This is a genomic window from Lysinibacillus sphaericus, from assembly GCF_005217585.1.
GTDB classification, from domain to species: Bacteria; Bacillota; Bacilli; order Bacillales_A; family Planococcaceae; genus Lysinibacillus; species Lysinibacillus sphaericus.
This window is the reverse complement of sequence record NZ_SZPT01000001.1, coordinates 197434-224275: the sequence shown is the minus strand read 5'-3', so window position 1 is coordinate 224275 and position 26842 is coordinate 197434. Positions and strand designations below refer to the sequence as shown.

General features: G+C 39.8%; 21 protein-coding genes and 1 riboswitch. Of the genes, 2 read left to right on the top strand and 19 right to left on the bottom strand.

Translation table 11 applies throughout. The annotated features are described in order from the left end of the window. Positions 1–96 precede the first annotated feature (96 nt). From FC748_RS00995 to zapA, 13 genes are all read right to left on the bottom strand, one after another. Positions 97–1326 carry an aspartate kinase gene (locus tag FC748_RS00995; RefSeq protein ID WP_108029928.1) on the bottom strand — a complete coding sequence of 410 codons (1230 nt, stop codon included), beginning with the start codon at positions 1324–1326 and terminating at the stop codon, positions 97–99. 103 nt (positions 1327–1429) lie between these two features. After that, positions 1430–1607: riboswitch (Lysine riboswitch) on the bottom strand. Positions 1608–1746: 139 nt separating this feature from the next. Beyond that, on the bottom strand, positions 1747–3537 hold the full coding sequence (gene uvrC, locus FC748_RS00990; protein ID WP_108029929.1) for an excinuclease ABC subunit UvrC: 1791 nt from the start codon (positions 3535–3537) through the stop codon (positions 1747–1749). Between the two features lie 156 nt (positions 3538–3693). Beyond that, positions 3694–4005 carry a thioredoxin gene (trxA, locus tag FC748_RS00985; protein WP_024363864.1) on the bottom strand — a complete coding sequence of 104 codons (312 nt, stop codon included), beginning with the start codon at positions 4003–4005 and terminating at the stop codon, positions 3694–3696. Between the two features lie 181 nt (positions 4006–4186). Next, on the bottom strand, positions 4187–5164 hold the full coding sequence (locus FC748_RS00980) for an electron transfer flavoprotein subunit alpha/FixB family protein (RefSeq protein ID WP_025220271.1): 978 nt from the start codon (positions 5162–5164) through the stop codon (positions 4187–4189). Between the two features lie 51 nt (positions 5165–5215). After that, positions 5216–5989 carry an electron transfer flavoprotein subunit beta/FixA family protein gene (locus tag FC748_RS00975; protein ID WP_024363862.1) on the bottom strand — a complete coding sequence of 258 codons (774 nt, stop codon included), beginning with the start codon at positions 5987–5989 and terminating at the stop codon, positions 5216–5218. Between the two features lie 110 nt (positions 5990–6099). Further along, positions 6100–6873, bottom strand: coding sequence for an enoyl-CoA hydratase (locus tag FC748_RS00970; protein ID WP_108029930.1), 774 nt, complete (start codon positions 6871–6873; stop codon positions 6100–6102). A gap of 14 nt (positions 6874–6887) precedes the next feature. Continuing rightward, entirely contained in the window at positions 6888–7469 is a 582-nt protein-coding gene (locus FC748_RS00965; protein WP_024363860.1) for a fatty acid metabolism transcriptional regulator FadR, read from the bottom strand. Between the two features lie 236 nt (positions 7470–7705). Beyond that, positions 7706–9397, bottom strand: coding sequence for an AMP-binding protein (locus FC748_RS00960; RefSeq protein WP_108029931.1), 1692 nt, complete (start codon positions 9395–9397; stop codon positions 7706–7708). 502 nt (positions 9398–9899) lie between these two features. Beyond that, positions 9900–10313, bottom strand: a complete 414-nt coding sequence (locus FC748_RS00955) for a DUF350 domain-containing protein (protein WP_010860124.1) — start codon at positions 10311–10313, stop codon at positions 9900–9902. A gap of 21 nt (positions 10314–10334) precedes the next feature. Continuing rightward, complete coding sequence (locus FC748_RS00950) at positions 10335–12701, bottom strand: endonuclease MutS2 (RefSeq protein ID WP_024363858.1); 2367 nt, start codon at positions 12699–12701, stop codon at positions 10335–10337. 18 nt (positions 12702–12719) lie between these two features. Beyond that, positions 12720–14429, bottom strand: a complete 1710-nt coding sequence (polX, locus tag FC748_RS00945) for a DNA polymerase/3'-5' exonuclease PolX (protein WP_108029932.1) — start codon at positions 14427–14429, stop codon at positions 12720–12722. A 259-nt stretch (positions 14430–14688) separates the two neighbouring features. Then, positions 14689–15234 carry a CvpA family protein gene (locus tag FC748_RS00940; RefSeq protein ID WP_024363856.1) on the bottom strand — a complete coding sequence of 182 codons (546 nt, stop codon included), beginning with the start codon at positions 15232–15234 and terminating at the stop codon, positions 14689–14691. A 5-nt stretch (positions 15235–15239) separates the two neighbouring features. Then, entirely contained in the window at positions 15240–15500 is a 261-nt protein-coding gene (gene zapA / locus FC748_RS00935; protein ID WP_024363855.1) for a cell division protein ZapA, read from the bottom strand. Between the two features lie 135 nt (positions 15501–15635). Here zapA and rnhC point away from each other — a divergent pair, with 135 nt between their 5' ends. Then, positions 15636–16562 carry a ribonuclease HIII gene (rnhC, locus tag FC748_RS00930; protein WP_108029933.1) on the top strand — a complete coding sequence of 309 codons (927 nt, stop codon included), beginning with the start codon at positions 15636–15638 and terminating at the stop codon, positions 16560–16562. A 226-nt stretch (positions 16563–16788) separates the two neighbouring features. Here rnhC and pheT read toward each other — a convergent pair whose 3' ends face one another. The 6 genes from pheT to FC748_RS00900 form a co-directional block, all read right to left on the bottom strand. Next, positions 16789–19206, bottom strand: coding sequence for a phenylalanine--tRNA ligase subunit beta (gene pheT, locus FC748_RS00925; RefSeq protein ID WP_108029934.1), 2418 nt, complete (start codon positions 19204–19206; stop codon positions 16789–16791). 12 nt (positions 19207–19218) lie between these two features. Next, a complete protein-coding gene (gene pheS / locus FC748_RS00920; RefSeq protein ID WP_024363852.1) occupies positions 19219–20256 on the bottom strand; it encodes a phenylalanine--tRNA ligase subunit alpha in 1038 nt (345 codons plus the stop codon). 487 nt (positions 20257–20743) lie between these two features. After that, positions 20744–21508 carry a TrmH family RNA methyltransferase gene (locus FC748_RS00915; RefSeq protein WP_108029935.1) on the bottom strand — a complete coding sequence of 255 codons (765 nt, stop codon included), beginning with the start codon at positions 21506–21508 and terminating at the stop codon, positions 20744–20746. A 112-nt stretch (positions 21509–21620) separates the two neighbouring features. After that, complete coding sequence (locus FC748_RS00910; protein ID WP_108029936.1) at positions 21621–22589, bottom strand: sensor domain-containing diguanylate cyclase; 969 nt, start codon at positions 22587–22589, stop codon at positions 21621–21623. A 27-nt stretch (positions 22590–22616) separates the two neighbouring features. Beyond that, positions 22617–23411, bottom strand: a complete 795-nt coding sequence (locus tag FC748_RS00905; protein WP_024363850.1) for an alpha/beta fold hydrolase — start codon at positions 23409–23411, stop codon at positions 22617–22619. Positions 23412–23770: 359 nt separating this feature from the next. Further along, positions 23771–25120 (bottom strand): FAD-binding oxidoreductase, encoded by a 1350-nt coding sequence (locus FC748_RS00900; protein WP_108030026.1) that lies wholly within the window; start codon positions 25118–25120, stop codon positions 23771–23773. Between the two features lie 174 nt (positions 25121–25294). Between FC748_RS00900 and FC748_RS00895 the strand changes: the two genes are divergently transcribed. Beyond that, positions 25295–26701, top strand: coding sequence for a glycoside hydrolase family 18 protein (locus tag FC748_RS00895; protein WP_108029937.1), 1407 nt, complete (start codon positions 25295–25297; stop codon positions 26699–26701). Positions 26702–26842: the final 141 nt, after the last annotated feature.

Here is a 26842-nt window from a genome sequence, read left to right as displayed (position 1 = left end):
CGTTTAAAGGATTCTTTTGTTAGAACAAACCTTATACGTGGGGACAAAAGGCAACAAGATGTTACTCTTGATGCCTTTTATCATTTTATATAGTAGTTACTGTTTGTGAATTTCTTCTTCTAAATTAAACTCCTCATGTAATGCATTAGCAGCTCGAATCATTTCGTCTTGCGGCACAACAACAGAGACTTTAATTTCCGACGTACTCACCATTTTTACTGGAATATCCTCTCGACGTAAGCGATCAAACATTCTGGCAGCTACTCCAGGATTCGATGCCATCCCAGATCCAATAATCGACACTTTCGCTAAGCCGATTTCAAAATCGGCAAAGCTAAAACCAAGTGACAATTTACTATTTTCTAACACTCGTAAAGCTTCAGCAAATTCCTCTTTTAAAATGGTAAAGGATACAGATGGTTTCACACCTTCAATAATAGCTTGAACAATAATATCAACATTAATGCGGTTTTCTGCCAGTATCGCAAACATATCTGCTAACGATGCAGTTGAATATGTATCATAGCCAATTGTTAAACGAATAATATCTGCTTCGAAAGCAACACCACGTACAATTAAATTTTTCTCCATTTCAACTTCCTCCTTCAATAAAGTACCTACTGTATCCACTACACTTGAACGAATAATCACCGGGATTTGAAATTTTTTTGCTAACTCCACTGCACGTGGATGTAGAATATGTGATCCTAAATGCGAAAGTTCCAACATTTCATCATAGGAAATCTCCTGTAACTTTCTCGCTTTTTCAATATGACTTGGATCAGCTGTATAGACACCATCGACATTTGTATAAATCTCAACACGCTCTGCATCTAATGCTGCTGCAATGGCTACTGCTGTCGTTTCTGCTCCACCCTTTCCAAGTGTTGTAATATTGTTGGCAGTATTCATCCCTTGTTCCCCAGCAATAACAACAATTTGTCCTTGTGTCATATGCTCTTGCATGCGACGAACATCGATTTGATCAATACGTGCATTAAAATGCTTTGCATCTGTCTGCACACCAGCTTGCCAGCCAGTTAATGACACTGCATCATAACCGGCCTCTTGCAAAGCAATCGCAAATAGTGCACTTGATAGTTGCGAGCTCGTCGATAACAGTACATCCATCTCACGCTTAGAGGCATCATCTGATAATGCACGTACCATTTTCGTTAAGTCTTTAGCTGTACGGCCCATCGCTGCTGTCACTACTACTACATCATAGCCACGCTCTTTTTTTGCCATTGCAATTTTAGCGACCTCCTGAATCCGCTCTGTTGAGGCGATTGCAGGTCCACCAAATTTCAATACAATACTTGCCATTTTCATCATTCTCCTTTTTTAGATTCGTTTCTAGAACAGCAAAAAGGCAGCCATCACATAACGTGAAAGCTGCCTGCAACATGTACAATAAAATAGCTTGCGCATGTGTGATAGCTCTCCGAAACGTCAAGATTCGACAGTCCTACATCTGTTAAATGCAAAACCAGCAAAGTATCGGAACAACGATACTTCACTTCGGCAAGCTCCCCTTTCACACATCATCACTGGATTTGTCCATCCTTCGATGTGCTACTATTGAACCTTGCACCTCTATCATCACTTAAAATAGTGAAATGTAATTTTACCTTTTATGAAAATACTTCGTTATTATGCTTTATTGCACAATCGTTCATACAAGGATTGTTAGAACATAGCAATGGTATTACCATTGCTATGTTCTATTCCAACATTAGCATATGTCTAATCCTTTGACAACGTCTGCTGCTGAAAATAAGTGTAAATAATGTTCGCTAAGTTTGCAGGCATTCCTGCTTCTTGAAGGGCAAGCTCACTCGCCTCACGAATCTTTTTAACTGAGCCAAAATGCTTCAATAGCTGTTGCTTTCGTTTCGGTCCAACACCTTCAATGCCATCGAGTACAGATTGAATCGCATTTTTTTCATGTTGTTGCCGTAGGAATGTAATAGCAAAACGGTGCACTTCATCCTGAATACGTTGAAGTAAATAAAAGCCATCACTCGTTCGTTTTAATGCGATAACATCAGGCGGATCACCGAACAAGAGCTGAGATGTATTATGCTTATCATCTTTTGCTAAACCAGCGATTGGAATAACAAGACCAAGTTCATCTTCCAACACTTCTCGTGCCACTTCCATCTGTCCTTTACCGCCATCTATTAGCACTAAATCGGGCAATGGCAAGCCTTCTTTTAATACCCTCGTGTAACGGCGGCGTATCACTTCCTGCATTGCCCCGTAATCGTCATGTTTTGCGGCTGTTCGTGTTTTGTATTTACGATATTCTTTCTTTGCCGGTTTACCATCAATAAAAACAACCATTGCTGATACCGCATCCGTACCATGCATATGGCTATTATCGAATGCTTCAATGCGCAATGGTGCTGAAATGCCCATTGCTTCGCCTAGTGCCTCGCATGCGCCAATTGTACGTTCTTCTTGTCGCTCAATCAATTGGAATTTAGCAGCCACAGCAATTTCCGCATTTTTCATAGCCAAATCAACTAGCTCTTTCTTTTGCCCTCGCTTCGGTGTCAGTACTTTAACCTCTAATAATTCGGTTAAAATTGCTGCATCAATAGCCTGTGGAATGAAAATTTCTTTCGGTTTAATATGCTCTAGCTTTTCATAAAAGCGTCCGACAAACGTTAAAAATTCTTCCTCCACGTCCTGATAAATTGGGAAAATGGAGACATCCCGTTCAATTAACTTGCCTTGACGAACGAAAAACACTTGCACACACATCCAACCTTTTTCAACCGCATAACCAAAGACATCGCGGTTGGTCGTATCACTAGACACGATTTTTTGTTTTTGCATAACCGTCTCAATATGTGCAATTTGATCGCGGAACTCCTTTGCTCGCTCGAATTCTAGTTGCTCTGCCGCGACTAGCATCTTGTCCTCAAGTTCTTTTTTTACTGCCTCAACACCGCCATTTAAGAACTTTGTCATATCTTCAATCATATCGTGATAGATGTGAGCATCAATATCCTTTACACATGGAGCTAAGCACTGTCCCATATGATAGTACAAGCAAACCTTGGTTGGTAATTGCACACATTTTCGCAGCGGATATAGTCTATCCAGTAGCTTTTTCGTCTCACTTGCTGCATACGCATTTGGATAAGGACCAAAATATTTTGCCTTATCTTTTTTTACTTTACGTGTTGTAATAAGTCGTGGATGTTTCTCGTTCGTAATTTTTAAATACGGATATGTTTTATCATCCGTAAGCATGATATTGTATTTAGGATCGTGTAGCTTTATAAGGTTCAACTCTAAAATAAGTGCCTCCAAATTAGATGAAGTCACAATATACTCAAAATCTTCAATTTCGCCAACAAGGCGTTGTGTTTTGCCTTCGTGTGTTCCTGTAAAATAGGAGCGCACTCGATTTTTTAGCACCTTTGCCTTACCTACATAAATAATTGTCCCTTGTCGATCTTTCATCAAATAGCAGCCAGGCTGATCTGGTAAAATATCAAGCTTTCGTTTAATTAAATCATTCATCGCCTACCTGCCCCCCTTTTTTTGATGCTAAATAAAAGTGCCATTTGCGATGCCTAAACGGATATCAAATATCACCATTTAACGGTTGCTTCTCTTTTATTATATAACGAAAAAAAGCTGAGCACATCTAAAGATGGCTCAGCTCTTTTTTACAAATTAAGCATGTTTTGCGATGAAAGCTTCTAATGCTTCTTTTGGTTGGAAACCAACAGTTTTGTCTACTAATTCACCATTTTTGAATAAAAGCAGTGAAGGAATAGACATGATTTGGTATTGTGCAGCAGTACCTTGGTTGTTATCTACGTCAACTTTGACGATTTTAGCAGCACTACCCGCAGCATCCATTTCTTCAAGAACTGGTCCAATCATTTTACATGGTCCACACCAAGCAGCCCAAAAGTCGACTAATACTAAGCCTTCTTTAATATCATCTTGGAACGTCGCATCTGTTGCATGTACAATTGCCATTTGAAATCCTCCTTAAACTTACTATGTTTGTAGTATAGCATGGTTAATTTATGTTGAGCGAACAATCTGCCTGCAATGTCTAATTTAGGCTTTACGTACAATCGGCATCCTGTTCCCCTATTTTACTATTCCCCATTTTTTCTTCTCTCAAGCATTAAAAAAGCTAGGGAAGACCCCTAGCTTATGCGTTCACTTTTAACGCTTTAAATTCTTCAATTAGCAATGGAATCACTTCGAATAAATCGCCTACGATACCGTAGTCTGCTACTTTAAAGATATTTGCCTCAGGATCTTTATTAATCGCTACAATGACTTTTGAGTTTGACATACCCGCTAAATGTTGGATAGCCCCAGAAATACCTGCTGCGATGTAAAGGTCTGGTGTCACAACCTTACCTGTTTGACCGATTTGTAATGAATAATCACAATACTCAGCATCGCATGCTCCACGAGATGCACCAACTGCACCACCAAGTAAATCTGCTAATTCTTTTAGCGGTTCGAAGCCTTCCTCTGATTTAACACCACGACCACCTGCTACTACCACTTTAGCTTCTGAAAGATCTACGCCTTCTGAAGATTTACGTACGACCTCTTTAATGATTGAACGTAAATTTGTAATATCAACTGTAATAGATGATACATCACCTGTTTTACCTGGTGCTTTCTCTAAAGGTGCAATATTATTTGGACGGATTGAAACTAACACTACGCCATCTTTTACTTTTACCTTTTCAAAAGCCTTACCCGAATAAATTGGACGGATGAATACTGCATCGTCACCGGCACCTTCAATAGAAGTGACGTCAGAAACAAGCCCTGCTTGTAATTTACTCGCAATTTTAGGCGATAAATCTTTACCATTAGCTGTATGACCAAATACGATGCCTGTTGGATTTTCTTGCTCGATAACAGCTAATAAAGCTTGTCCATAGCCATCTGATGTATATTGTTTTAAATGCGGATGCTCCACTGTCACAACACGATCTGCCCCATGCTCGAATAATGCACTTGCTAACCCTGCAACCGCATCTCCTAAAAGTACCCCTACAACTTCGCCGCCATCAGCGATTTGTTTTGCTGCTGCAATTGCCTCGAAAGATACATTACGTAAGCTTCCTTCACGAACTTCACCTAATACTAATACTTTTTTTGACATAGTATATTCCCTCCGTTACCCTTTAAGATTCGATTTGCGTTAACAAATGACTTAAACTACTTTCGCTTCTGAATGAAGTAAGTTGACTAGCTCTTTTGCTTGAGCAGAAAGTTCGCCTTCTAAAATACGACCTGCTGCTTTTTGAGCTGGCAAGTAAATATCCACCGTTTCTACTTTTACTTCAACATCATCTTCATCGATATCTAAATCATCTAATTCAAGCTCTGCAAGCGGTTTCTTCTTCGCTTTCATGATGCCTGGTAATGATGGGTAACGCGGCTCATTTAAACCTTGTTGAGCAGTTACTAAAAGTGGTAAAGATGTTTCAATTACTTCTGAATCCCCTTCGATATCGCGCACGATTTTTGCAGATGTGCCATCGATTTCTAGATTTGTAATTGTTGTTACATAGTTAATGCCTAATAAATCAGCAACGCGTGGACCTACTTGACCAGAACCGCCGTCAATTGCCACATTGCCTGTTAAAATTAAGTCCGCCTCTTTATCTTTTAAGTACTCAGCTAAAATGTAAGCAGCTGCATTTTGATCTAATTCATCTAGATCATCTTCTGTATTAATAAGAACCGCTTCGTCAGCACCCATTGCTAACGCTGTACGTAATTGTTTCTCCGCATCTTCGCCACCAATTGTCACAACTGTTACTTTACCACCAGCTGCGTCACGAACTTGGATTGCTTCCTCAATTGCATATTCATCATAAGGATTAATAATGAATTCAGCGCCATCCTCTTGGATTTTACCACCTGACACAACGATTTTTTCTTCTGTATCAAACGTACGTTTAATTAATGCAAAAATATTCATATATTCATACCCCCTGCAACGTTTTTTGATTTCCAAGTAAACTTGTAAATATTATATATTTTCAACGTAGATAAACTCCCCTTTCAGTCGTTACCTACACTGATGGAAAACTATTTGCCAGTAAACACAGGCTCGCGTTTTTCGATAAATGCTTGAATACCTTCTTTAGCATCTGCTGATACAAAAACCGTACCAAAGGATTTAGCTTCTGCTTCAATACCTTCATAGAATGAAGCCGGCTTCGCATATTGCAATGCTTGAATGGCTTCTTTCAAAGCGATTGGGCTCTTTTTAGCAATTTTTTTAGCAACCTTTAGTGTTTCCTCAAGTAATGATTCATCGGTAAATGCACGGTTCGCTAAGCCCCACTGCACAGCTTCTGCCCCTGAAATAGGTTCGCTTGTAAACATCATTTCCGCTGCTTTTGCTACCCCCACATAACGCGGTAAACGTTGTGTGCCACCAAAGCCTGGAATAAGACCTAGTTGTAATTCAGGCAACCCTAATTTCGCAGATTCTGTTACAAAGCGCATATGGCAACTCATTGCTAGTTCTAGACCACCGCCAAGTGCCGCACCGTGGATTGCTGCAATAACAGGTTTAGAGAACGTTTCAACACGTTCAAATACTTGTTGCCCATTGCCTGCAAGCTTCGTAAATTCATCTCCAGACTCTACTTCAGTAAATTCCTTAATGTCTGCACCCGCTGAGAAGAAACGGCCTTCACCATGAAGCACAAGGACACGTACAGCGTCATCGTTTTCTACGGCATCTAGCACAGCATCTACTTCTGCAATGATTCCACGAGATAATGCGTTTGCTGGAGGACGTGCAATCGTAATAATTGCTACTCCATCTTCTACTTTCCAACTTAGAAATTCCATTTCTCCACATCCTTTTAAGCTTTAATGCCGTTCAGGATTAATGCCTGAACTTTCGGAACCTGTTCTATCAAATCATATCGATAGTCATTCATCACCCACGATGTAATCGTTTCGTCAATTGTGCCAAATACCATTTGCCGTGCCAAACGTACATCCATCGTTTGATTGAACTCACCAGTAACCATACCTTCAATTAGAATCTGATCAAGCAATTGCAAGTAATCTCTTAATACTGCATTGATCTTTTGACGTAAATCTTTATTTGATTGACGAAGTTCTAATTGAGTCACAGTCGCTAATGATCGATCTGTAGCTAGAACATTAAAATGATTTTCAATCATGCGTGAAAGTTTGTCTTTCGACGTGCTTCCATTTTCTATTATATCTTGTAATGACTCTACAAAAACAGCCATTTTTTCATTAAAGACAGAAATTAATATATCTTCTTTATTTTTAAAATATAAATAGATCGTTCCGTCAGCCACCCCAGCTTGTTTTGCGATCTTCGATACTTGCGCTTGGTGATACCCATTTTCTGCAATAACGAAGACAGCTGCATCAATAATTTGCTTATATTTTGGCTTATCTCGTTTCATCTTTATATCACCACCTAAAAAACATACGCACGCCTATCTCCATCTGTGGCACTTTGCTTATTTGCCAATCAGTACTAATAAGTGCTGAAGTTCCCGATACAAAAATTTGAGCGGTCCATCCTAGCTAAATACGGCGTGGTCAATAGAAACAAAAAAATATGAAAATATGAATGGTTATTCATTCATATTTTCATATTATATTTTACACTCGCGCTTGTCAATACTTTCACACGTAGTTATTTTGCTTCTTTATTCGCTAATTTCGTTTTTTCTTCATCCACTAAGGAACGACGCAAAATTTTTCCAACAGCTGTTTTTGGTAGTTCATCTCGGAATTCATAAATGCGTGGCACTTTAAAAGCAGCCAAGTGCTGACGACAGTATTTATTTAATTCGTCTTCAGTAATCGAATATCCTTCTTTTAATACAATATATGCTTTTACTGTTTCTCCTCGATACGGATCAGGAATACCTGCGACAACGCATTCTTGAATTTCTTCCCGTTCATACAAAACTTCTTCGACTTCACGAGGATAAATATTAAAGCCACCCGCAATAATTAAATCCTTTTTCCTGTCCACCACATAGAAGTAACCTTTCTCATCCATATAGCCAAGGTCTCCTGTTAAAAACCAGCCATCTGCAAAAGTTGCAGCCGTATCTTCTGGACGATTCCAATAGCCCTTCATAACCTGTGGACCTTTGACAGCAATTTCACCTACTTCACCGACAGCAAGTTGTTCTGTATCCCCCGTACGTAAAATGACAGAGTCGGTATTCGGCCACGGTAAACCTACTGAACCGATAACCCGGTTACCCCAAATGGGTGTTGCGTGCGTTACGGGAGAGGTTTCAGTTAACCCATAACCTTCCACAAGCTTCCCACCTGTTACGGCCTCAAATTGTTCCTGTACTTCTACAGGCAGTGAAGCGGAACCACTTAAACATGCTTTAATAGACGATAAATCATACTTCGCAATATCTGGATGATTTAGTAAACCAATATATAATGTCGGTGCACCAGGGAACAATGTTGGCTTTTGCTTATCAATTGTTTTTAAAGCTGTTTCAGCATCAAACTTCGGCAACAATACCATTCTATTTTGGGTAAACACAGATAGTAGCATTACCGTTGTCATACCATAGACATGGAAAAATGGAAGAATACCCATAATTGTTTCTTCGCCATGTACGCATTTATACATCCAGGCATCGCACATTGTCGTATTGGCAATTAAGTTTTTATGCGTTAACATAACGCCTTTCGGGTACCCTGTCGTCCCTCCTGTATATTGAAGCAATGCTAAATCTTCTTCAAAATCAAACGGCAGATTGATCATTTTTACAGGTGAGGACTTCATTATTTCTGTAAATAAATGATTTTGTCCGCTATGCTCCACTTTCACACTAAAACCGTACTGCTTTTTTTGAATAAAAGGATATACTAAATTTTTCGGAAATGGTAAGTAATCTTTAATAGCTGTTACAATGACATTTTCAAGGTCTGTTTCTTTCATGATTTTCATGACACGTGGATACAAAATATCCATTACTAAAATTACCTTCGCACCAGAGTCGGCCATTTGGTACTGCAATTCTCGTTCAGTGTAAAGTGGATTTGTCTGTACTACGACTGCGCCGGCATACATTGCCCCGTAGTAAGCGATTACACTTTGTGGCGTGTTTGGTAGCATAATCGCTACACGATCTCCTTTTTCCACGCCAAGTGCTTGTAAGTAGTTTGCAAACTTAAGTGCAGATTCATATAAATCGGTGTACGTCAAATCCTTACCCATGAAATGAATTGCCACTTTCGATGGCTTCTTTTTATAGGCACGCGTTAAAAACTCTTGCACAGGAATTTCCTCAAACGTTAAAGACGGTGGTACTTCTTCAGGATAATTTGCTAGCCATGGTTTTGCTGTCATACGTCCTCTCCCCTTTATCCCAAACTTTGTAAATTCTTATTTTAATTATAATGAAAAAGGAATGTACTTTCAAACGCAAAATAGAAAATAAATGCATTTTCGATTAATTATTATGCATTTAACAACATTTATATTACTACTCCTTAATATCTTTTCCGTTGATATCATTATGAATACTCATTCATTGTTTTGTTTTTTATGCAACTGATGGCCATTATATTTCTATATTAGAAAAATTTTTTAAAAGGCAATTTTCATCAGCGTGCAATGGCTACTGATTTCGTGACGATTCCCGCCCTTTTCGTGGCATTTGACCTACTTTTCATGGAGACCCTACAGATTTCTAAACAAAAAAACTGTAGATAAACTTAGAAATCCAAGTTTACCTACAGTTAAATCCCTCGTATCATTATACGGTCAACATATAGTAGACACCGACTGCCAAAAATGCGATACAGACTACGATTAGAACTTTCGCTAATTTTTCCATCCTATAACACTCCTATGCAATACTTGCCCCAATAACAAACGATAAACCGACTGAAATCGTAAAGGAAATAAAGCCAACTGAGCGATTGTCGTTAGCAATTTCTTGATCTACGTTAAAACGAGGGGTCATAAATTCAAATAAGAAATATGCCACAATTAGTAACGTGAAGCCAAATAGTCCCCAACCAATCATTTCACTCAGCGTGCTATGGCGAGCAATCGAATAACGAAAAATATTACAAATACCTAATATTTTACCGCCCGTTGCAAGCGCCACAGCTACATTACCATTTTTTATTTCTTCCCAGTTTTTATATTTCGTAACGACTTCGAACAATGCCATCGAGACGACTAAACATAACACAACAACACTAAAATATCCTGCCGTTTCGATAATTGGATATCGCCAAAAGCTAGAATTTAGCATTTTCTCCGTCCCCTTTACAGCTTATTTCAATTCCACAACAGTGACGCCAAATCCACCTTCGCCTGCTTCTCCAAAACGGAAGGATTTCACCCGTTTATGTTTTTTCAGGTAACTTTGAATGCCCTGACGTAATGCTCCGGTCCCAACACCGTGGATAATCGACACTCGACCATAGTTTGCAAGTAGCGCATCATCTATATATTTTTCAGTGCGTATTAATGCATCCTCATAGCGCTCCCCACGTAAATCTAACTCTAATTTCACATGGCTATCTCGATTTTTCACACCGGCAACTCGTTGTATAGGCGCTTTCTCTGGTTTAATGTATTCAAGATCGGTATCGGCAATTTTCATCTTTAAAATGCCCATTTGTACAACCCATTCAACATCAGATACTTTTTCAAGCAACGTACCTCGTTGACCATAGCTTAACACCTTTACCTCATCACCGACAACCAAGTTTTGTGCACGCGCCTTGACTTGAGCCGCTTTTTTCAATACTTTGTTATGCTCAAGCGGAGTGGCTTCTTCCAATCGTTTCCGCGCCTCAATCAGCTCATGCTCTTTCACTACTTGATCAGCGTTTTTACGCATTTCTCGAAGCTCTGAAATAATCGTTTCTGCTTCTCGTTTTGCTTCTTCGACAATTTTGCGCGCTTTTTCCTTCGCTTTTTTGTCAAGAGCTTCTTTGCGTTCTTCGTAAGCTTGAAGCTTGTCCTGAAGCTCTTTACGAAGTGCTTCGGACTCTAGTAGTAAATCATGGGAACGCTCTGCATCGTCCTCTGATTGGCGTCGTGTTGCTTCTAAGGACGCAATCATGGATTCCACCTCATGTCGATCCGTTCCTGTGAAGTTTTTGGCACGATCAATAATGGACTCTGGTAAACCGAGACGACTAGAAATTTCAAAAGCATTGGAGCGACCTGGTACACCAATAAGTAAGCGATAAGTTGGACTCAACGTTTCAATATCGAATTCCACACTTGCATTGGCAACACCAGGGCGATTATAGCCGTATGCTTTTAATTCAGGATAGTGCGTCGTAGCCATAACACGAGCGCCGCGACCATGTACTTCATCTAAAATAGAAATCGCTAAGGCAGCCCCTTCTTGTGGATCCGTTCCGGCGCCTAATTCATCGAATAGCACAAGTGATTCGTGATCAAATTGCTGTAAAATGTCGACAATGTTCACCATATGTGATGAAAATGTTGAAAGCGATTGTTCAATCGATTGCTCATCACCAATATCAGCAAAAAGTTGCTCAAATACCGCTAGCTCTGAACCGTCTAATGCCGGCACCGGTAAGCCTGCTTGTGCCATTAATGTACAAAGACCCACTGTTTTTAACGTCACGGTTTTACCACCCGTGTTGGGTCCTGTAATTACAATAGCCGTAATATCTTTGCCAAATTCGATGTCATTGGCAACCGCCGTTTCGATAGGTAATAGCGGATGGCGTGCACGCACAAGTCGAATATAACCATCTTTGTTCATTTTAGGCATCGTACATTTATTGGCTTGGCCATATTTACCCTTTGCCAAAATAACGTCAATCTCGCCTAATAGTTTTACTAAATTAAATACATCAGGTGCCACTTCTTCAACCATCGCACTTAAAGCAAGCAAAATGCGCTCAATTTCAACTTGCTCTTTCATTTTGAGACGGTGTATTTCATTATTCGCTTGTACAACTGAATCTGGTTCGATAAATAACGTTTGACCAGACGATGATTGGTCATGCACAATGCCGCCATAGTGATAGCGATATTCTTGTTTAACTGGAATCACATAACGGTCGTTACGAATCGTTACAATTGCATCTGAAAGCATTTTGGCTGCATTACTTCCTCGTGTTAAGCTCTCTAGCTTTGAACGCACTTTAGCCTCTTCTGCTCGTAGAGACTGGCGAATGGAGCGCAACGTTTGACTTGCAGAATCTAAAACAGCCCCATTATCATCAATACAGTTATTAATTTCATGCTGTAAACCTGTTAATACAGGCATCATTTCCTTTTTAGCGATAAAATGAGGGATTTCAATAATTTCATCTGACTCTAAATCTTCTAAGAAATTACGCAGTATACGGCTAGCTCGAATCGTACTAGACACTTCCATTAATTCCATCGCTGAAAGCATGCCTCCGATTTGGGCACGTCTTGCTGCTGGTCGTACATCGAAAATACCACCCATTGGCACATTGCCTTTTACACGTAAAATGGAAAGCCCTTCATCCATTTCTTCTAACAACTGAACGACTTTTTCAAAGTCTGTTTGTGGCACAAGTTCATCAATGGCTGATTTGCCGATTGAAGAAGTACAGTATGTAGCCACTTGTTGACGTACCTTATCATATTCTAGTGTTTTCAATGCGCGGTCTGCGATCACTGAGAACACCTCCTCAACCTATTTATTTCGTCGAATGAACGACTCGAACTGTTCGCGCGTCCATGTATTGACAATCATATCTTTTTTCAGCCATGCCCTATTTGCATAGCGCACACCAATATCCATAAAACGTAAATGCGCGATATCATGCGCATCGGTATTAATCGCTACTGGTACACCTGCTGCAACAGCCATTTCTAAATGCTCAACGCATAAATCTAAACGATAGGGATTGGCGTTCAACTCTAAAATTTTACCATATTCCTTTGCCCATTCAATCAACTGCGCGATATTTGGATTATAACCAGCCCGGTCTTCAATAATGCGCCCCGTTGGATGAGCAATCATATGTACATACGGATTTTGCATTGCGGTATGTAATCGCGCCATTATTTTATCCTGTGACTGTGTAAAACTCGAATGAATGGAGGCAATCACGAAATCCAATTTCCGCAGTACTTCATCATCAAAATCTAACGAACCATCTGGTAAAATATCCATTTCTGTGCCTGCATATAAATAAAAGTCAGGATGCGCTTCGTTAAAAGCGTCAATTTCAGCTCGTTGCTTCACTAATCGTGCAGGTGTCAAACCATTCGCCACTTTTAAATATTGTGAGTGATCGGTAATAACACTATATTGATAACCACGGGAAATTAGCGCTTCACCCATTTCAGCCACAGAGTACGCGCCATCTGACCATGTTGTATGCATATGCAAATCAGCGACAATGTCCTCTAGCTTAACTAAATCCTTGACTTCACTTTGCCGGTCAAACTCTGTTGACCCTGTTCGTAAGCTAGGGGGGATAAATGGCAAATCAAAATGGGCAAAAAATGCCGCTTCGTCTGCAAATGTCAGCACAGAACCATCTGCTTGCTCTACACCATACTCACTAATTTTTTCCCCACGTGTTTTGGCAAGTTGGCGCATGCGAACGTTATGCTCTTTTGAACCTGTAAAATGGTGCAAGGCTGTGGCATACTCAACATCCTTTACTAATCGAAAATCAACACTTACAGCATCATCTAAATCTAAAATAACGGAAATTTTTGTATCTCCTGCTGCCACTACCTCTTGAATAGCGAGTGCACTCAATATTTTTTCTCGTACTGTCTCTATTGCTTCAGTTACAACAATGAAATCAATATCTTTACTTGTTTCAGATGCACGACGGAAACTGCCTGCTACGGAAAAACGCGTCACTTCCTCCATACTACCGAGAAGTGCTTCAATTTGTAAAACGACAGGCTCAAGCTGCCAAATTGGCAAACGTTCTGAACGATTAGCAAAATTAGCTAGTTCCTTTAAAATCTTTTCTTCTGTTTTGGCGGCAAAGCCTGCTAGCTCGCGCACTTTACCCTCTTCACATGCTGCTTGTAAGCTCTCAGCTGAGTCTATGCCTAGCTCTTGGTGAAGCTTCGCAATCTTTTTGCCACCTAAGCCTGGTAACTTCAGTAATGGCAGTAATCCTTTCGGTACAATCTCTTGTAATTCTTTAAGCAGACTCGATTCACCTGTCTCGATTAAGTCTTCAATAACAGCGGCTGTACCTTTACCGATTCCTTTAAGCTTTGTTACATCCTCCATCTCACTAAGCGAGCGCTCGTCACCTTCTAATGCTGCTGCAGCTTTGCGGAATGCGGATACTTTAAACGGATTTTCACCTTGCAACTCCATATATAATGCAATTTTTTCTAACGTACGAATAATTGTTTTTTTGTTCATTTAGAATTCCCCCTATCGTAAAAACACTTCCCTCTAGTCCGAGAGAAGTGCATCATTTACTATTGCCTATTCATTACGGCTTTTGCGCAACTTTGTTTTAGCTTACATTGCGATAGGCAATCAACATTCAACAAAATTTACAATCTGCTTGTGCACAAAACAGCTACGCCCTTAACAGAAATTTCGCCATTTAGCAGATTTCTACGGACAAATGAGTGAATACTACATTCAATTTTCCATGCGTAGATGCCAAATTTTATTAGGAAGCATGGAGATAAATATACCACCAATTTTGGAACATCTTTGTAATGATCGGCGTATGTTCCAAAATAAGGCCTGATATGAACGACTTCGACATTAAATTCTGAATAAAATCAATCGGTACTAATGCCAAAACATACAATACAATAAATAAAATTAAATAATTCTCAATCATGCCAAGCAGTGCACCAAGCCAGCGGTTGACCGTACTTAACACTGGTAAATAAGCAATGAAATCAAAGATGGATGCCACAATTTGCAAGGCAATCTTTACTGCAAAGAAAATAACCGCAAACGCAATGACACGATAAAATGTTCGGTCTAAATCTAAGCTGTCAATGACAACTCCAAGGCTTCCCGAATCTGTAACACCTGGATATGGCACCCAAAACACAAATTTCTGTGCTAATGGCTTATAATAAATATACGCAACAATTAGGGCAACAACAAAGCTAACTATATGCATCATTTGTACAATGAAGCCACGTTTTGCCCCCACTAGCAGTCCACCTAATAGAACTACTAATATAATTAAATCTAGCATTTACTTCAACCCTTTAATTTTTTCAATTCTTCTTCTAGTAATTCTATTTGCTCTTTTAAGAGTAAATAATCGTGCACCGTATTTACGGCTGTAAGGACGGCAAGCTTTGTGCTATCAAGTGAGGGATTATGTAAATTCATTTCGCGCATACGGTCATCAACAATAGAAGCGACAAGTCGCATATGTCCAATGGATTCGGAGCCGACCATTTTATATGTATGACCATATATTTCCACAGAAATTTTATTCTTTTCTTGATTTTCCATAGTCGCACCCTCCAGTAAAATCTTTTTGCTCACGGTGTTATTCGTTATGAGCAACGTCCATACAAAAAAGCTATATATTATCATACCATGAAAGGTATAAAATTGTGAACAATGAGGATAGAAAGGAACGGTTTAATGTCAAATATTGTACTTTTAATTTCAACAACTGCACAAAAAGAGGTAATGTCCTACTACGCAAATTATTATGTGGAGCGAAAAGCACCTGGTGTTGTGTTCGCTGCAAAACTGCCTGATACAGCCATTACGATGTATAAATCAGGAAAATGTATGTTTCAAGGAGGCGGTGCTGAGCGAGAAGCCGCACGATGGGGAACCTCTGGGGCATCAGCTACGCAAAAGGCTTCAAATGTTGGTGCAAAAGGAGATACACTTCCTGAAGGTTTTGCCGCCATGTCTGTGTTAGGCTCTGACGAAACAGGAACTGGGGATTATTTCGGACCGATAACAGTGGCAGCCGTTTACGTTCCTTCTTCAAAAATAGAATTGATTAATGAACTTGGCGTGAAAGATTCTAAAATGCTGACGGATGACTATATGCGAAAAATTGCCCCTGATTTACGTGCGGCATGTATTCATAGCGTACTCGTATTGCGCAATGAAAAATATAATGCTTTACAAGCAAAGGGCTATTCACAAGGCAAAATGAAAGCGATGATGCATAATAAGGCACTTGGACATACATTAGCAAAAATGGCGCCCGAAAAACCTGCACATATTTTAATTGACCAGTTTGCAGAACGCGGGGTGTATTATAATTATTTAAAAAATGAGCGTGAAATTGTCCGAGATGGCGTCCTATTTTCAACGAAAGCAGAACAATTACATGTTTCCGTTGCCACCGCTTCCATTTTGGCGCGTGCAGCATTCTTAAAAGAAATGGATCGACTCAGTGAGGTTGCTGGCGTGGCGTTACAAAAAGGTGCATCTAGCAAGGTTGATGCCTTAGCAGCACGTATTTGGCGTGGACAAGGTGAGGAATTTTTACGCTCCATTACAAAATGGCATTTTGCGAACACCGAAAAAGCTCGGAAGTTAAAATAGATTTATAGGGGTTTCTGCTGTTGGTATTCTCTACTAGCTGGCCGCTTTCCGCAGGCACATCGTAAACCCTTTGCTCCAATCAGGTGAATCTATTTGGAAAGCTATTTCATGTAATGCTCATCAATAATATAAAAAAGACAAAAGGCATCTAGAGCGAACCTCTGGATGCCTTTTGTCGACATTCTGCGCTGTCTCCGTATTCGATACAGCTTTTAATTAGTATAAATTAACGTACTTCTGTTCCTTCAATTGTAGCAATGGCTTTCAATACTTTATTATGCGCAGCAACAACTTCTTCATCTGTTAACGTGCGTTCTGGATCAAAGTATGTGAGGGAGAAAGCAACAGATTTTTTACCTGCCTCCATTTTTTCACCTTCATAAACATCGAACACTTTAATATCCTTCAACAGTTTCACTCCTGCCGAACGAATAACCGTTACTACTTCACCCGCTGTTGTTGCACGATTCATAACAAGTGCGATATCACGAGACATCGCTGGGAAACGAGGCACCGGTTTATAGCCAAGTGGCGCTTCACTTGCATTGGCTTGTAGTAATGCTACTAGATTCATTTCCATCACGTACGTATCTTTTACACCCCATGCTTTTTGCTCCGCAGGATGTAAACCACCGATAATACCCACTTGTTCACCATCTAATAAAATGCTAGCGGTACGACCAGGATGTAAGCCAGCTACTTCTGCTTTCACAAACGTAATGCGCTCTGTTAAACCAAGTTTGCCAATAACACCCTCGATAATACCTTTCAAGACGAAGAAATCAACTTCTTTTTTCTCACCTTGCCAAGCATGATCTAACCATTTACCTGTTAACACAGCTGCTACATGCTCTTCCTCAAACGGTAAGCCCTCTGCTGTTTGACCAAGGAAGACAGAACCAACCTCGTATAATGCTACGCTATCCGCTTTACGTGCTACATTATATGCCGCCGCTTCGATTAAATGTGGAATTAAGCTTTGACGAAGTGTTGAACGTTCTTCACTCATTGGCATTAATAAACGTGTTACGGGCTCCGCTTTTAGTGCAAAGCGTTGTGATAACGCCTCAGACGTTAATGAGTAAGTAACCGCTTGATAAAGCCCCGCACCTTCCATAAAGTTACGTACAACGCGACGATTTGCTTGATACGCTGTCAGTTGTCCAACTTGGTTGGCACCTTCTGGTAAAGTCATAGGGATTTCATCGTAGCCATATAAACGTGCAATCTCTTCAACGATATCTTCCTCGATTTTAATATCTTGACGACGTGTTGGTGCATCAATGATTAATAAGCCATTTGCTGCTTCTACACCGAATTTCAAACGCTCTAAAATCGAAAGCATATCTTCTAATGAAATTTTCATGCCAAGACGTTCGTTAATAAAATCCGGAGAGACCACAACACGTGCTGGTGTTTTATCTAATTCATCTACGATACAAGTGCCTTCTAACACTTCACCGCCAGCTAATTCAGCAAGCAATGCCGCTGCACGTTCAGCTGCAGGCACAACACGGTTAGGGTCAACACCTTTTTCAAAGCGAGCTGATGCATCTGAACGAAGACCTAAATTGCGTGAAGTTTGACGTACTGTTAAGCCATCGAAATAAGCAGATTCAATCACAACAGTCGTTGTAGATGCTGTTACTTCCGAATTGGCTCCACCCATTACGCCTGCAATTGCCACTGGCTCTTTGCCATTGGTAATCACTAAATCAGATGCCTTTAATGTACGCTCTTGGTCATCTAAAGTCGTGATTTTTTCACCTTCTGTTGCTTTACGCACAACAATTTCACCTGTTGCTAAGCTATCATAGTCAAATGCATGAAGTGGTTGACCATATTCCATTAAAATATAGTTTGTCACATCGACTACATTATTGTGAGGACGTACGCCAGCTGCCATCAAACGGTGCTGTAACCACATTGGTGATTCTGCAATTTTAACGTTTTTTACAACTTTCGCTACGTACATTGGGTTCGCTTGTAAGTCTTCTACACGAAGCTTTAGTAAATCCTCCGCTTTGTCAGAAGATGTGCTATAAGCGATTTCTGGGTACTTTACTTCCTCTGATAGAATAGCACCAACCTCATAAGCTACCCCTAACATCGAAAGCGCATCTGAGCGGTTTGGTGTTAAACCAAGCTCAAGCACTGTATCACGAAGACCTAAAAGCGCTAGCGCATCAGCGCCCACCTCTGCATCTGCTGGTAACACATAAATGCCCTCTGCATAAGCTTTCGGTACTACTTTCCCTTCAATACCAAGCTCTTGTAATGAACAAATCATACCGTTCGATTCGTGCCCACGTAGTTTTGCTTTTTTAATTTTAATGCCACCTGGTAAATGTGCACCTGGGCGAGCAACAATGACTTTTTGACCTGCATCCACGTTTGGCGCTCCACAAATAATTTGTTGTGGCACTTCTTCTCCAACATCTACTTGGCAAATATTTAATTTATCGGCTTCAGGGTGCTTTTCTTTTGATACAACATAGCCGACTACAATTTTATCCATACCGCTTGCACGGTCAATTACTGCGTCTACTTCAATGCCTGAGCGAGTAATTTTTTCTGCTAATTCTTCAGGCGCTAAGCCTTTTGTACTTACATAATCTTTTAACCATTCTAATGATACTAACATTTATAGTCCCCCTTACGCCTCTGTTCGCTCGAATTGTGATAAGAAACGTGTGTCACTTGTATAGAAATGACGAATATCGTCGACGCCATATTTCAACATAGCGATACGTTCTGCCCCAATACCAAATGCGAAACCAGAAACTTTCTTCGGATCATAACCAGCCATTTCAAGTACATTTGGATGTACCATACCTGCACCTAAAATCTCAATCCAGCCTGTGCCTTTACATACGTTACAACCTGCACCACCGCATTTGAAGCAAGAAATGTCCATCTCAACAGATGGCTCTGTGAATGGGAAAAAACTTGGACGCAAACGAATTTCACGGTCAGCACCGAACATTTTTTTTGCTAGTGTATCTAATGTCCCTTTCAGATCACTCATACGAATATTTTCACCAATAACTAAACCTTCAATTTGCATAAATTGGTGAGAGTGTGTTGCATCATCATTATCACGACGGAATACTTTCCCTGGACAAATAATACGAATTGACTCGCCTTTTTTCGCTTCCATTGTACGTGCCTGAACTGGAGACGTATGTGTACGTAATAATATTTCCTCGGAAATATAGAATGAATCCTGCATATCACGTGCAGGGTGACCTTTTGGTAAGTTTAACGCTTCAAAGTTATAGTAATCCTTTTCCACTTCTGGGCCTTCTGCAATTTCATAACCCATACCGACAAATAAATCTTCAATTTCTTCAATAACGCGTGTTAAAGGATGACGGTTACCTACTTTAATAGCACGCCCTGGTAATGTGACATCAATCGACTCACTTGCTAATTTTTCGGCAATTGCCGCTTCTTCTAATACAGTTGCTTTTGTTTCTAACACTGCTGTAACATTTTCACGAACTGTATTAACTAAAGCACCCATTTTTGGACGTTCTTCAGCCGATAATTTCCCCATTCCTTTTAGCAAGTCTGTGATAGGTCCCTTTTTCCCTAAATAAGCGACACGCACATCATTTAATTCTTTTAAATTTGCTGCTGCTTCAATTTTTGCTAGCGCTTCTTGTTCTAACTGCTTTAATTGCTCTTCCATGTAAAAAACCTCCTTGATCATATAAATGCCCGCTTGCTCAAATGGCATAAAAAAACCTCGCCCCCAAAAAAGGGACGAGGACATATTCGCGGTACCACCCTAGTTATTGCGCGCTTTTGGTGCGCACAATCACTTCATTGCCATAACGACTCGATTGAAGCCGGCTTACCTTTACAGCATCTTTTCTTGCTGGTCCCGGTAGCTGCTCGCAGGATGAATTCAAAATTGCATTGGTTCGGCGCTGGCTCTCAATCTCCGACCTACGCTCCCTGTCGTCCATTCACAATCTTTACTACTTCCTGGTCAAAGCATTTCCTTATACAGAATTACATTTTAAATGTGATTATACAATATGATACCACTTCAAATCAAGGGGCATCTGTGCAAGCTTGACTTTAGCATTGTTCTATCGGCGTTGTTGGAAGGTTTACTTTACCGGCGATTTACACTTGTTTATCGGTATTTCTTTCCATTTACACACCAATTTCTATTTAACAAAGCCATATAACACAATACCTGTTGCAACAGCGACATTTAACGATTCTGCTTGTCCGAAAATGGGAATAATAATGTTTTGATCTGTCATCGCTAATAGTTGTGGATTAATGCCACTGCCTTCATTGCCCATCATAATCGCAAATGCACCAGTATGCTGAATTTCATGATACACGACTGCATCCTCATCAAGAGCTGTCCCAAATACAGGTACACCATTGTCCTGAAGCATATCAATCCAATCTTCCAAATCACCGCGGATTACGGGAATATGGAAATGTGACCCTTGGGCAGAACGCAATGTTTTTGGGTTATATAAATCTGCACAACCTTTGCCTAAAATCACTGCATCCAGACCAGCCGCATCCGCTGTTCGAATCATTGTGCCAATATTACCTGGGTCTTGCACAGCATCGATGAGAAGTACCTTGCGCCAAGAAGCCATTGTATCTTCTTCTACCGCTAGCTGTTTGCATACCGCAAAAACTCCTTGAGAGGTCTCTGTTTCCGCAAATTCTTTTGCTACAGCTGCTGTTACTTCCACCATTGCTACATTGTCGATTGGCCATAGCAACGGTAAATCAACACCCTCGCGCACGATTAGCTGTAACACTTGATTATTGTTTTTCAACGCTTCTTCTACTAAATGGAAGCCTTCCACTAAAAACTCACCCGAACGTTCACGCTCTTTTCGCGTATTTGCCAGCTTTTTCCAATATTTCACTAACGCATTTTGCGTAGATTCTATTCTTTTCATCGTAGTTTGTACCGCCTTTATCCTATTTACTGTTCATTATTATACAGTAGAAAACCGCAAATTACATAGTCCAGTAAAACACAGCAAATTGTCAGAATTGTTTGCGTGCCAGTCACTCAAACAAACTCACTTTGTTTCTTCCGTTCTCTTTCGAAGTATATAAAGCCTGATCCGCCTTTTTCAAAATCGTCGCATCGGAATCGTTCTCGGTTACTGTGGCAATGCCGATACTTATCGTAATTCTTCCTGTCTGCCATTGAGCCTGCTCAACCGTTTGACGAAGTTGTTCAGCAATAGTCCAACAATCATCGACACTGGTATCAGGTAAAATGATGACAAATTCTTCCCCACCATAGCGCGCTACTACATCGCTTGGACGAGCTTGTGCATCTAAAATTTGTGCCAATTGGGCAAGCACCTCATCTCCTACTTGATGTCCGAATGTATCATTGACCCTTTTAAAATGATCGATATCCAAAATTAATAGTGAGAAAGGGATCGCCGATTTCCTGAACATAGCAAGCTGTTCTTCAAGCTTTTCTTGAAAAAATCTTCTGTTTTTCAAACCTGTTAGCTTATCCGTAATGGAAAGTTCTACAAGCGTGGCATTCATAGATAATAACTCTTCTTGTTTGTGCTCAATTGCCAAATGGATTTGCTTTAATTTTGCTAATGCTTGATCCTTTTCTAAATAAGCCGCCTCTAGTTGCTTTTTAGCCGCACGTAATTCTAATTCATAATCAATGCGCTTTTTCATCGGCACTAAAACGCAATCAATACATTCAACCTCTCCCACCGCATACTTCCGACCGTTCAACAGAAAAGGAATGGCTGTACCATTGTCATGCTTTAAACTGATGAATAATTCTTCCACATAATCGTACAAATTAATGGTCGGGTAAAAAAATGAATGAAAAATCATTTTGTTAGGCTTGGACATTAGAATTTCAATATGCTGGTGTAATATATCCACCCGTTCATAACCCATCCACTGCAGAAAGGTCTGATTCACCTCAATCATGATGCCATCAAGTGTAATGGCAATAAATCCACAAGGTGCATAGTTCAATCGTTTATCCATTTCTGATAATAATCCTTTCATTTTCCATTAAAGAAATTGTGTAATTAAGTCAATCGTTTCTTGCGGATGGCTAATATGTGGATAATGGCCTTTTGCTGTCATTAAACGCAACGTGCTAGCTTTTAAATGCTGATGTAGATATTCTGCAACTTCAATCGGAACGATACTATCATCCGAACATTGCATGATTAAAATAGGAATACTTGCCTTAGATAAGTCACTTCGATGATCCGATAAAAAAGTAACTTCCGCAAACTCCCTTGCAATGACTGGGTCTGCTGATTTAAATGTTTGTTCAAGCTCATTTGTAAATTTTGGAGACTCGGGATTATTCATAGCAATAGGCGCTAGAAAACTAGCCCAACCTGAAAAGTTCATTTCCATCATATCTAATATTTCCATAATGTCACTTAGCTCAAATCCACCAACATAGCCATCTCTATCATTTAAATAACGAGGTGAAGGGCCAATCATGATTAGTTTTTCAAAATAATCTGGGCGTTCAATGGAGGCAAGTAAGCCAATCATTGAACTAATAGAATGACCAATAAAAATGACCTGTTGCAGTTCAAGTGTCTCAATGATATCCAAAACATCCTGCTTGTAGCCCTGAAGTGACTGGTATTTTTGAGATTGATAGGCATTAAAATCAGAATTACCTGAACCAACATAATCAAATAAAATAATTTGATAGTGTTCCTCGAATGCAGGTGTAATATAACGCCACATATTTTGATCGCAACCAAATCCATGTGCAAATAAAATTGGTTGCTTCCCTTTGCCGATTATTTTCACATTATTGCGTACAACTACATCCTTCATCGCATTTACTCCCTCTAGAAATATATGTAATATCTCCATTTTGACGATGTATTCAATAATTATCAAGGGAAATAACGAGTATGAAATGAATAATAAAAGGCATCGTGACATAATTTTTTAATAATTTCGAAACAAAGGCTCTGTGTTTTTCCATTTTCTCTGTAAAAATAGCGCTTTTACAAGCGTATAAATTAGTAGCTAGCTACAACGGCAACCCCTGTGTAACAGTACAAATGAGGGGCATGCAAGCTACCGAGAAATCGCCAGTTTATCTTTAAAACATAGCAAAAAAGTGTTAGATTATAAGCGCTCAATCTAACACTTTTTCTCTTAGGTTCCAACTTTACTTTATAAGGGAACTACAGCCACTTTCGAATCGGAGGAATACTTTGCTGGAATCGAAATACATTGAATGGATCGTATTTGGTTTTCACTTCTCTTAACCGTCTGAAATTACGTCCATAGTATGCAGTTGGCCAGTTTTCAATCGATTGATCTGGAAAGTTCACATAATCCCCCATTGTAAACGGGGATAATGTCCTTCTTACATCTTCCACCCACTGAATATTTTCCTTTTCATCTTGAGTTTGTTCCCATGAAGTGATGTACTCTTGGGCAATAAGAGCATCGCGATAGTAATAGGCAGTACGGTTTGGTGCAATGTGACTAACAGCACCTCTAAGCGATTGGTGCCAGATGCTCGCATTTCTGTTAGGTGCATTTGCTAAAAATTGCTTCATAGTCAAGATGGCAGCATGCGGAAATGGTTTTTCAATAAAGGAACCTGATCTTTTACGGAGTGCCGGCTGGTTACCACTCGGAACATCAAAAAATCGAACTGCCTTCATATAAGGCACTTCTTTTATCCATAGATCCGTTGGTGACCCGCTTTTTCTTAATGGTCGTAACAGCTTTTTTAATTCTGATGGTGCGCCAACAAATATACCTTGCACAACAACTTCCCCCACTTCCTTTGCTTTTAACTCTATTTGTGAGGTTAAACGTTCATCTGTAAAAGGCGCCCATTTTTGCCATGCATCAAAAGCAATCTCAAAATCATCCCAGTCCCAAGAAATATGGAAAAGAGACACTTCCGCTATAGGATGTAACTTAAATGTAAGTGCTGTAACAACTCCGAAATTCCCCCCACCGCCACCACAGCTAGCCCAAAATAAATCACTATTCATCTGCCGATTTGCTCGAATCAGCTCCGCTCCTTGATGGCCACTCGCTCCAACCATTTCAATTTCCATTAATTGATCGCAAGTAAGCCCAAAAGGACGAGAAAGCATACCGATACCTCCACCAAGCGTTAAACCCACAATTCCTACACTACTTTCAGTTCCTCCTGGAATTGTCATACCATGTTCCCATAATGTACGGTATACTTGCCCTAAGTTCGCACCCGCCTCAATGCGAGCAGTTCCATAATCTAAATTAATGGTTATGTCGTTCATTTCACTCACATCAATGACTAGACCGTGATTGATTAAGGAATAATTTTCATAACTATGACGCCCACTCCTTATTCGGAAGTCCTCATTATTTTCCCTAACCCATCTTAAAGCGTTCACGACATCTTTTGTCCTTTGGCAAAAGACAATTTTACTCGGGAATTTTGGCAAACTTAAGTTATTATTTGTCCTCGCTTCATCGTAATCTAGATCAACTGGACTAACAATTCTTCCTGTGAGCTTTACTTTCTTCAACATACAGCCCCTTTCTCCAATAATGCAATGTGCATGTACTATACTATGTATATTTAATGAGGAAAAAATATGCATTTTAAAATGGGAAAGAATGAAAAATAACATGGCATTTCATCATCAGCTATCCATTTTGTTTCATATGATGCATTAACAAAACCTATTAGGGGGAGAACAATGTTAATACATGTAGTTAGTGCGGGTGAAACATTATGGCACATTGCAAACCGTTATGCTGCGCCACTGCAAGCAATTACTCATTTAAATGCGTTACCTAACCCAAATCAATTAATAATCGGACAATCACTCGTTATTCCTTCTGCTTACACAACGCATATCGTCAAAAAAGGTGACACATTATCGAGAATTGCCAAACAATATAACATATCAATGCAATCAATTATTCATATGAATCACCTTACGAATCCGAATGTTTTATCACCTGGAACAAAACTGATTATTCCGCCCATTACACATACTGTACAAGCTGGCGAAACATTATCACAAATCGCTAGCAACTATGGTACAACTGTTCAAGCAATTGTAGAAGAAAATAGCATGACAAACCCAAATATGATTTATGTCGGTTCACAGTTAGTTATTCCTAGAGCCAAGCCTACTATTGAAGTAAATGCTTATACGTATCAACCGCCTGAAGAAGCTGTTCAGTCATTGCATGCAATCGGTCATCTTCTCACTTTTTTTAGCCCGTTTGCTTATATGATAGAGGAAGACGGTACATTACAACCGATTAATGATCAAGCAATGATTGACGCAGCACAATCGCAAAACATCCTACCAATGCTAACTATTACAAATTTTACGTCTACAGAAAGCGGCTCCAACTTAGCCCATATTATTTTATCTAACGAACAGTTACGTGTAAAAGTGATGGATACTATCTTACATGTGATGCAGGATAAAGGCTATAAAGTGTTAAACATAGACTTTGAAAATGTTCTACCGACAGACCGAGAACTATACAACCAATTCCTTCAATTAGCCGTTGATCGTCTGCACCCGCAAGGTTATTTAGTATCAACTGCACTTGCTCCAAAAACAAGGTCTTCTCCAGCAGGGTCAACATATGAAGCATTTGATTATGAGGCTCATGGCAAAATTGTGGATTTTGTTGTGTTAATGACCTATGAATGGGGCTATCGCCTTGGACCTCCGCAGGCCATCTCGCCCATCAATGAAATGAAGAAAGTTGTAGAATACGCTCTAACAGTAATACCCGCTAATAAAATTTTTTTAGGCTTTCAAATTTATGCTCGGGATTGGCTAGTTCCTCATGTCAAAGGGCAAGAAGCGGAAACCTTTAGCCCGCAAGAGGCCATTAGAAGAGCCAAACAATTTGGCGCTACTATTCAATATGATCGCACTACACAATCACCATTTTTCCGCTACGTTGATCAGCAAGGAAGAAATCATGAGGTTTGGTTTGAAGACGCCAGAAGCGCACAAGCTAAATTCGATCTACTCAAGCAGTATCATCTTCGTGGTGTAAGCTATTGGGCTTTAGGTTTTCCATTCCCTCAAAATTGGGCACTATTAGAAAATGATTTCTCTATAAAAAAATAAGGACTACTACTAGAATTTCCCGAAACGCTATCTTTCATAAGCTTTTATGAATCTTGGCAAAACCTTTTGACATTCCTTCATGAATTTCTTACGTTTCCCTAGTATTTCCCATGATAAAAATAGCACTTGAAAGCCATATTA